This window comes from Caballeronia calidae (assembly GCF_900044055.2).
GTDB lineage: Bacteria > Pseudomonadota > Gammaproteobacteria > Burkholderiales > Burkholderiaceae > Caballeronia > Caballeronia calidae.
Genome location: NZ_FCOX02000339.1, coordinates 1 through 692, shown reverse-complemented (window position 1 = coordinate 692; position 692 = coordinate 1). Strand labels below are relative to the sequence as shown.

At 68.2% G+C, this 692-nt stretch carries 1 protein-coding gene; it reads right to left on the bottom strand.

All coding sequences use genetic code 11. From position 1 onward, the window contains the following. Nucleotides 1-692, bottom strand: a 692-nt coding sequence (locus AWB78_RS42935; RefSeq protein ID WP_198399524.1) for a condensation domain-containing protein, incomplete at both ends; no start/stop codon positions are given.

Genomic DNA, 692 nt, shown 5'->3' with positions numbered 1-692 from the left:
TCGGTGGCGTAGCTGAATCGGCCGGCGAGCCCGTGCTGGGCAGTCTGAGCCAGACTGAGGGTGAGATCGAACTTGGCACCGGCTTCGCCCGCGGGCAGCAGCTCCAGCGTGAGTCCGGGCAAGGCGAGCGCGTCCATCGGCGCGTTCTGCAACACGAACATGACCTGGAACAGCGCCGTGCGGCTGGTGTCGCGAGCCGGTGCGAGGGCCTCGACGAGCTTCTCGAAAGGCAGATCCTGATGGGCGTAGGCGGCGAGCGTCGTGTCACGCACTTGTGCAAGCAGCGAGCGCAAGGAGGGCGTGCCCGAGAGATCGGCGCGCAGCACCAGCGTATTGATGAACAGGCCGATGAGCGGCTCGATCTGCGCGTGGGTACGGTTGGCGATGGGCGAGCCCACGGCGACATCGGTCTGGCCGGAAAGGCGTGCGAGCAGCGTCTGGAACACGGCGAGCAGCAGCATGAAGGGCGTGACGCCTTCGCGTTGAGCAAGCGCGTTCAGGCGCGCGGACAGATCGGGGCTCAGCGCAAAGGGCAGCGTCGCACCGCGTCCGCTGATCTGCGCGGGACGAGGCCGGTCGGTGGGCAGGTCCAGCGGCGCGAGGTCGGCGAGCTGGTTGCGCCAGTATTGCGTCTGGCGTTCGAGCTCGGCGCCGGTGAGCCAGCCGCGTTGCCACAGCGTGTAGTCGGCGTA